The organism is Xenorhabdus eapokensis (assembly GCF_001908105.1).
In genome coordinates this window covers 38,574-46,404 of record NZ_MKGQ01000013.1, presented here as the reverse complement: position 1 = coordinate 46,404, position 7,831 = coordinate 38,574, and the positions used below count along the sequence as shown (strand labels likewise).

The window sequence follows — 7,831 nt, the reverse complement described above, 5'->3', positions numbered from 1 at the left end:
TAGTGATTGCAGCAGTCAGGGTAGTTTTACCGTGGTCAACGTGGCCGATAGTACCAACGTTAACGTGCGGTTTTGAACGTTCAAACTTTTCTTTAGACACGACTCTATTCCTTAATACTGCTCCCCCGTCACAGAGATGAGGGAGCTAAAAAGATAGTAAACTCGAAAACTTATCTAGATTTACGAGCTTCGATAATAGCCTGAGCGACGTTGCTAGGCGCTTCGTTGTACTTCAAGAACTCCATGGAGTAAGAAGCACGACCTTGGGTCTGAGAACGCAGGTCAGTAGCATAACCAAACATTTCAGACAATGGTACTTGAGCACGAACAATTTTGCCCGTAGCTATATCATCCATACCATCGATCATACCACGGCGACGGTTCAGGTCACCGATGACGTCACCCATGTAGTCTTCTGGTGTTTCCACTTCGACTTTCATGATAGGTTCCAGCAGTACTGGTTTCGCCTTCATGAAGCCTTCTTTAAATGCCATGGATGCAGCAATTTTAAAGGCGATTTCTGAGGAGTCAACGTCATGGTAAGAACCATCGAACAGGGCAACTTTAACGTCAACGATTGGATAACCAGCCAGAACACCGCTCTTAAGCTGTTCCTGAACGCCTTTGTCAACGCCTGGGATGTATTCTTTAGGAACAACACCACCAACGATTTCGTTCGCGAACTCGTAACCAGCACCACCTGCTTCCAGAGGCTCGATACGTAGCCAAACGTGACCGTACTGACCGCGACCACCGGATTGTTTAGCGTGTTTACCTTCCTGCTCAACAGAAGCACGGATGGTTTCACGGTAAGCAACCTGAGGTTTACCTACGTTCGCTTCAACGTTGAATTCACGACGCATACGGTCAACCAGAACGTCGAGGTGCAGCTCACCCATACCTGCGATGATGGTCTGACCAGACTCTTCATCACTGCTCACGCGGAAAGATGGGTCTTCCTGAGCCAGACGACCTAAAGCGATACCCATTTTTTCTTGGTCAGCTTTCGTTTTTGGCTCGATCGCAACAGAGATAACTGGCTCTGGGAATTCCATGCGCTCCAGAATGATTGGCGCGTTCAGGTCACAGAGAGTATCACCGGTGGTTACATCTTTCAGACCGATAGCAGCAGCGATATCGCCTGCACGGACTTCTTTGATTTCTTCACGTTTGTTAGCGTGCATCTGAACGATACGGCCAAAACGTTCTTTTTTGTCTTTCACCGGGTTCAGTACGGTATCGCCAGAGTTAACAATACCAGAGTAAACGCGGAAGAAAGTCAGGTTACCCACGAATGGGTCAGTCGCAATTTTGAACGCCAGTGCTGAGAATGGTTCATCATCGCTGGAGTGGCGCTCAGCCGGAGTATCTTTACCGTCTGGCAGCATACCTTTGATGGATTCAACATCAGTTGGGGCTGGCAGATATTCGACAACTGCATCCAGCATTGCCTGAACACCTTTGTTCTTAAATGCAGAACCACAGGTAACCAGGATAATTTCGTTAGCCAAAACACGCTTACGCAGAGCTGCCTTGATTTCTTCTTCAGTCAGCTCTTCACCGCCCAGGTATTTATCCATCAGCTCTTCTGATGCTTCTGCTGCGGATTCAATCAGGTTCTGATGCCATTCCTCAGCCTGCTCAAGCATGTCAGCCGGAATATCTTCGTATTCGAAGGTAATACCCTGATCTTCGTCGTTCCAGTTGATTGCTTTCATTTTCAGCAAATCAATAACGCCGGTGAAAGTATCTTCTGCACCGATTGCCAATTGCAGAGGAACAGGGTTAGCAGCCAGACGAGTTTTGATCTGCTCAACAACGCGCAGGAAGTTCGCTCCCATACGGTCCATTTTGTTAACAAACGCGATACGTGGAACGCTATATTTGTTCGCCTGACGCCATACAGTTTCAGACTGAGGCTGGACACCACCAACTGCACAGTAAACCATTACTGCACCGTCAAGAACACGCATGGAACGTTCTACTTCGATAGTGAAGTCAACGTGGCCTGGGGTGTCGATGATGTTGATACGGTGTGGCTCATACTGTTTAGCCATACCAGACCAAAATGCGGTAGTCGCAGCAGACGTGATGGTAATACCACGTTCTTGCTCCTGCTCCATCCAGTCCATAGTAGCAGCGCCATCATGAACTTCACCGATCTTATGGCTTACACCAGTGTAGAACAGAATACGTTCGGTGGTAGTGGTTTTACCCGCGTCAATGTGCGCACTGATACCGATATTACGGTAACGAGTTATAGGGGTTTTACGAGCCATTTTTTCCTCTCTCGTGGGCGTTCAATTTAGAGAACGGGTAGCTGGACAGCTACCCAGAACATATTCACTGCCGATGGAATACCCAATAAGGGATTACCAACGGTAGTGTGCGAACGCCTTGTTAGCTTCTGCCATACGGTGAACGTCTTCACGTTTCTTCACAGCAGCGCCTTTATTTTCAGCCGCATCAGATAATTCATTTGCCAGGCGCAGAGCCATGGACTTATCACCGCGTTTACGAGCAGCTTCAACGATCCAACGCATTGCCAGAGCATTACGACGAACCGGACGAACTTCAACTGGAACCTGATAAGTAGAACCACCAACACGGCGGGACTTAACTTCTACAGTCGGGCGCACGTTATCCAGTGCCAGCTCGAATGCTTCCAGATGATCTTTACCAGAACGCTGAGCCAGGGTCTCAAGCGCACCATATACAATTGCTTCTGCGACAGACTTCTTACCGTCTACCATCAGGATATTTACAAATTTAGCCAGCAGTTCAGATCCGAATTTTGGATCTGGCAGAATTTTACGTTGACCAATTACACGACGACGTGGCATGGAAATACTCCGTTTCGAATTTCAGGGTTGTCCAAAACTCTACGAGTTTATTTTGACATTAATGTGAAAAATGTTTGGCCTTACTTAACGGAGAACCATTAAGCCTTTGGCTTCTTCACACCGTACTTAGAACGACCTTGTTTACGGTCTTTAACACCGGCACAGTCCAGAGCGCCGCGAACAGTGTGGTAACGCACACCTGGCAAGTCTTTAACACGACCGCCACGGATCAGGATAACGGAGTGTTCCTGCAAGTTGTGGCCTTCACCACCGATGTAGGAAGAAACTTCGTAACCGTTAGTCAAACGCACACGGCATACTTTACGCAGTGCGGAGTTTGGTTTTTTAGGAGTGGTGGTATATACACGAGTACATACGCCACGTTTTTGCGGGCAAGCTTCCAGAGCAGGAACGTTGCTTTTCACAACTTTCGAGCTACGAGATTTGCGAACCAGCTGATTAATAGTTGCCATTATTAAAAAAGCTCCTGGTTTTTTTGCTTCGTAAACACGGATTTTACCCTCTCTCTGCCATTATGACAAAACAAGAGGACGCGGAATTTTATTGCTGACTTAACGAGGTGTCAAGAAATATACAGTTTTTCTATATCGGTAAAGTACCGCATCGATAAAGTGCTGCTGATAAAGCGCTGAACTGGTAAAATTGCTGAAAAATGCCATTCAGATCTACCAATCACCTCTACCAGGCAAAATTTTGCTGATGTTTCACCGTTAAGCTAACAAAGCCATTGTAATCAATCACCCTTACACGGTCTGAAATCTGTTCAATCAGCCCCCGTGCATCAAGATCTTCCTTCAAAACATAGATGCCAGCCCCTGTATGGAGCAACTCAACCAAATAACGGTTATCATTAATACCCAATAACACACCATTCTGCATCAATAGAACATCATCTGTATCAGATACAAGGCCAAGCATTGCATCGAAGTCATTATGATAAGGTGAGCGACTGACAGTATATAACATGTTACCCGCCTGAAATAGATTAAAATTTCAACACAAGATCATAACCCGCCAACAATTCTCGGATGGCGGCAGCAGAAAGAAATTCAGCTTCCAGCACAAAATTGTTTGCTGGGCTGCCTCCTCGAATGACTAGATCATCCAGACAAACATAACATTTATCAATGTCATAAAGCGGTAAGATCTTAAAAGTTGAGATATAGTCACGAGCCAGGATTTTATCCGGCTGCTGATTGGCCAATAATTGAAATACGCCATCAGAAATAAAGAATACACCGATCTGCTCAGTCAATGCCGACGTCGCAAGCAGTGCATCCAGCCCTTCCCTACCGGCAGAAGAGCCGTGAGGCGCTTCAGTAAAAACAAAGGCAATTTTTTTCATCGATACCCACGAAAATTCCCAAACCTAAACAGCGTTAAAATTGTATGACACGATCACATCGCATCATGGCTTCTGCTAACGATCCCAACCCACTAAGTTCAAACCCTTCGGCTAAATTAGCGGCAGGAAGATTCAATTCACGGGCTTGCTGTTCATCCACGACACCACGCCGCAATGCCGCTGCAACGCAGATAAACAGATCGAATTGATGTTGGACGGCCAATACTTGCCAGGCTCTGACCAAATCAAATTCATCATTAGCAGGAGCAACCAACTGATTGCCGTTTTGGACACCTTCGCGATAAAAAAACACGCTATGCAGTTTATGGCCTGAGGCGATCAACGCCTGAGCAAATTGGTAAGCGCTGCTGGCTTGTTGAGTACCGTAAGCTGGCCCAGTGACCAGCAAACAATAAGACAGTGGCGACATTACTTCTCCGAACCAGTAAATTCACCATTTTTAAACTGGCGAATATAGAGATATACCGTATGCTTGGAAATATTCAAACGATCAGCGACCTGATTAATGGCATCTTTAATATCAAAAATACCTTTCTCATAAAGGTTCAGCACGACCTGTCGGTTTTTCGCATTATTGGAAACATTACGATCAGCATTCACTTCTTCAATAGTGAATTCCAGAGTTTGTGCCACCAGATCATCCACAGAAGAGGCAAAATTGACGTTTGAAGCAACTTCATGCGTTTTTTCCGGGATAAAGGTCTGAATAATTTCAGAGAAAGGCACATCGAGGTTCATATTGATACACAAAAGCCCGATGACTCGACGCTGGCGATTGCGGATAGCAATCGTGATAGATTTCATTAACGAGCCACTTTTTGCCCGCGTGAAATATGCCTTAGAAACGCTACAGTCTTCATCCGTAATATCATGCAGCATTCTCAACGCCAGATCGGTAATCGGAGAGCCAATTTTACGCCCTGTATGCTCGCCATTAGCTATTCTGACGGCTGAACATTTAAGATCTTCCAGTGAATGAAGAACTATTTCACAATGCCCACCAATCAACATAGCCAGGCCATCAACAGCAGCTTCGTAAGATTTTAAAATTTCGTGATCAGTTTCACTAAACGATTGATTTCCCATTAAATCAATATCACTGTTATCACTAGAGATATTATCACCGGTTAATAGCGGGGTAGACATGTAATACACCATCCTTCAAATTCTGACTTTGCCTTACCAAAAACATCAGGGCAAGATTTATTATAAAATCACATTACTGCAACTCAGCATCTACTTTGGTAAACACCTGTTGTTACAAACAAATTAAATAGCCTTATGTGATAAGTTCTAAAAACAAACAGTTAAAATGTTTGTTCTATATTCTATTCGGACTATTCAGAATAGTGACGTTAAAACCACATTGAACTGCCGTCAAGCTCTTGCTGAGTATAGCGCGGGGTTCTATCACAGCTTTATGCTGAATCCACCTAAAATACGAAAAGCAATATCTCATTTAATATCGCAGGAAATAATAAGCAAATAAATTTATTATTCTTTATTCATGCTTATTACTAATCAAATAGAGGTAAATATCAGCAGCAAATCGAAAGGTGGAAGAAATATCTGATAAAGCAGGAGCCTTAAGCCCCTGCTAATGTCCTTTAATTAAAGGAATTATTTTGCCTTGGCAGCAGGCTTAATATCCAACAATTCAACATTGAAAACTAAAGTGGAGTTAGCTGGAATTTTAGGTAAATTTGCCTGATCATAAGCCAGCTTAGGAGGAATAACTAATGTGATTTTTCCACCTTTCTTCACATGCTGTATACCTTCTCTCCAGCCAGGAATAACGCTATCCAAACGAATTGTCAGCGGCTCTTTACGGTCATAAGAACTGTCAAAAACCTGACCATCGATCAAAGAACCTTTGTAGTTAACAACCACAGTATCGGTTTCTTTAGGTGCGTTACCCGTGCCTTCTTTTTCAATTTTATAAAGCAGCCCTGTTTTAGTTTCCACTACGCCCGCTTGTTTAGCAAACTCTTTACGATATTTGGCACCTTTTTCGCCATTTTCACTGGCTTCTTTTTCTGCCTTGGCTAAGGCTGCACTTTTCACTTTAGATTCAAAAGTCGTCAGGGTTTCCTGAACCTCTTTCTCACTCAGTTTAGCTTTATTATTTAACGCATCTTCAACACCAGCCAATAACTGTTCTTTTTCTATATTGATCCCAAGCGTTTTCTGCTCTTGCAGTGAGTTGGCCATGTAGCTCCCCAGAGAAGCACCCAGAGCATAAGAATTTTGCTGTTCTGCTGTTTTAAAAGCACTATTTAGTTTTACTTCGTCTTTGGTTTCAGTGTTAGTGGCCAAAGCTTGAGGAACGCTAAATGCCACCGCTAGAGTTGTTGCCAACAGAGTTATTTTAAACAATGATTTCATCCTATTCTCCAATAAAGTTTGGGTGGGGTTACCATCAGCATAGGTCATGATATCTACTATAACCGCCTAAGGAAACCAATGACAATATTTGCTAGACCTTGCAATAAAAATCGTTGAGACAACATTAACGCAAAGAGATTTCGTAATATCCTATTTCACTGGATATATGAGCATTATAATGTCATCTTGACCAAGTAATCGCTTCGTTATTTACATTAATTGATTCAGAGGCAGGAGGAAAGATAATGGAATTATCTAAATTTGAGCAAAGATTTGAGCAACTAGAAACCAAGCTGGCTTATCAAGAAGCTACCATTGAAGAATTGAATCAGGAAGTGATAAAGCAACAAATCGAAACTGACAAATTGAAAGAACAACTAAAATTAATAGCTGAACGTCTGCAAACTCACCAGACATCTATCATTGCACCACTTTCTGAAGAAACACCTCCCCCCCATTACTGATATTTGTCTGGAGCAATCTATGCCAAGGAAGGCTTAGACAAAAAAGAGAAGCGCTAATGTGCTTCCCTCTTCTGCTTACTGATGTTTCAGGTGACTAACGATTTTCAGTGAGTCCTGAGTCAGTTTTAGTGGCAGCTACCACCGCAGCATCCATGATCGCCATGATCATGATCGCCGTGATCATGATCGTGATCACCACAGCCACCCTGACCGTGTACATGACCATGAGCCAATTCTTCTTCGGTCGCTTCACGGATCGCTACAATTTCAACATTGAATTTCAGATTCTGGCCAGCCAGCATGTGGTTAGCATCAACAACCACTTCATCACCTTCTATCTCAGTGATTTCTACTGGAATAGGACCCTGATCTGTGTCAGCCAGGAAACGCATACCAACTTGAAGATCATCAACGCCAACAAACACATCTTTTGGTGCACGCTGAACCAGATTATCATCATACTGACCGTATGCATCTGCTGCTTCTACGCTAACATCAAAACGTTCACCCGCCTCACGGCCTTCCAGTGCTTTCTCTAATCCGCTGATTAAAGAACCACGGCCATGCAGATAATCTAACGGTGCACTCACCGAGGACTCATCAACTAAAACACCATCTTCTGTTCTTACTTGATAAGCCAGGCTGACCACCAAGTCTTTTGCTACTTTCATGACAACTCCTACATACCCTAGGGAAAAACCCGTGAAGGAAAATTTTTTACTATCCAAAAAATGCGGTTAATTGTAACGGAA

At 43.9% G+C, this 7,831-nt stretch carries 11 protein-coding genes; 1 reads left to right on the top strand and 10 read right to left on the bottom strand.

Features of this window, described 5'->3' with window-relative positions:
• From Xedl_RS10810 to fkpA, 9 genes are all read right to left on the bottom strand, one after another.
• Nucleotides 1-100: GTP-binding protein (locus Xedl_RS10810; protein WP_234369306.1), on the bottom strand; the 100-nt coding region annotated here is incomplete at its 3' end.
• A gap of 70 nt (nt 101-170) precedes the next feature.
• Entirely contained in the window at nt 171-2,279 is a 2,109-nt protein-coding gene (gene fusA, locus Xedl_RS10805) for an elongation factor G (RefSeq protein ID WP_074023702.1), read from the bottom strand.
• 93 nt (nt 2,280-2,372) lie between these two features.
• Nucleotides 2,373-2,843, bottom strand: a complete 471-nt coding sequence (rpsG, locus tag Xedl_RS10800; protein WP_047770766.1) for a 30S ribosomal protein S7 — start codon at nt 2,841-2,843, stop codon at nt 2,373-2,375.
• Between the two features lie 98 nt (nt 2,844-2,941).
• Nucleotides 2,942-3,316 (bottom strand): 30S ribosomal protein S12, encoded by a 375-nt coding sequence (rpsL, locus tag Xedl_RS10795; protein ID WP_010848548.1) that lies wholly within the window; start codon nt 3,314-3,316, stop codon nt 2,942-2,944.
• Between the two features lie 226 nt (nt 3,317-3,542).
• Nucleotides 3,543-3,830, bottom strand: coding sequence for a sulfurtransferase complex subunit TusB (gene tusB / locus Xedl_RS10790; protein WP_074023701.1), 288 nt, complete (start codon nt 3,828-3,830; stop codon nt 3,543-3,545).
• Between the two features lie 19 nt (nt 3,831-3,849).
• Entirely contained in the window at nt 3,850-4,209 is a 360-nt protein-coding gene (gene tusC, locus Xedl_RS10785; RefSeq protein ID WP_074023700.1) for a sulfurtransferase complex subunit TusC, read from the bottom strand.
• A 34-nt stretch (nt 4,210-4,243) separates the two neighbouring features.
• Nucleotides 4,244-4,639, bottom strand: a complete 396-nt coding sequence (tusD, locus tag Xedl_RS10780; protein WP_074023699.1) for a sulfurtransferase complex subunit TusD — start codon at nt 4,637-4,639, stop codon at nt 4,244-4,246.
• A complete protein-coding gene (locus Xedl_RS10775) occupies nt 4,639-5,376 on the bottom strand; it encodes a helix-turn-helix transcriptional regulator (protein WP_074023698.1) in 738 nt (245 codons plus the stop codon). Before Xedl_RS10775 ends, tusD begins: the two co-directional genes overlap by 1 nt.
• Nucleotides 5,377-5,850: 474 nt before the next feature.
• On the bottom strand, nt 5,851-6,615 hold the full coding sequence (fkpA, locus tag Xedl_RS10770) for an FKBP-type peptidyl-prolyl cis-trans isomerase (protein ID WP_074023697.1): 765 nt from the start codon (nt 6,613-6,615) through the stop codon (nt 5,851-5,853).
• 245 nt (nt 6,616-6,860) lie between these two features.
• Between fkpA and Xedl_RS10765 the strand changes: the two genes are divergently transcribed.
• Nucleotides 6,861-7,079 (top strand): SlyX family protein, encoded by a 219-nt coding sequence (locus Xedl_RS10765; RefSeq protein ID WP_074020829.1) that lies wholly within the window; start codon nt 6,861-6,863, stop codon nt 7,077-7,079.
• A 125-nt stretch (nt 7,080-7,204) separates the two neighbouring features.
• On the opposite strand, the gene slyD is transcribed toward Xedl_RS10765, so the two are convergent.
• Nucleotides 7,205-7,750: a peptidylprolyl isomerase gene (slyD, locus tag Xedl_RS10760; RefSeq protein ID WP_074023696.1), complete on the bottom strand. Its 546-nt coding sequence runs from the start codon at nt 7,748-7,750 to the stop codon at nt 7,205-7,207.
• Between the last annotated feature and the right edge of the window lie 81 nt (nt 7,751-7,831).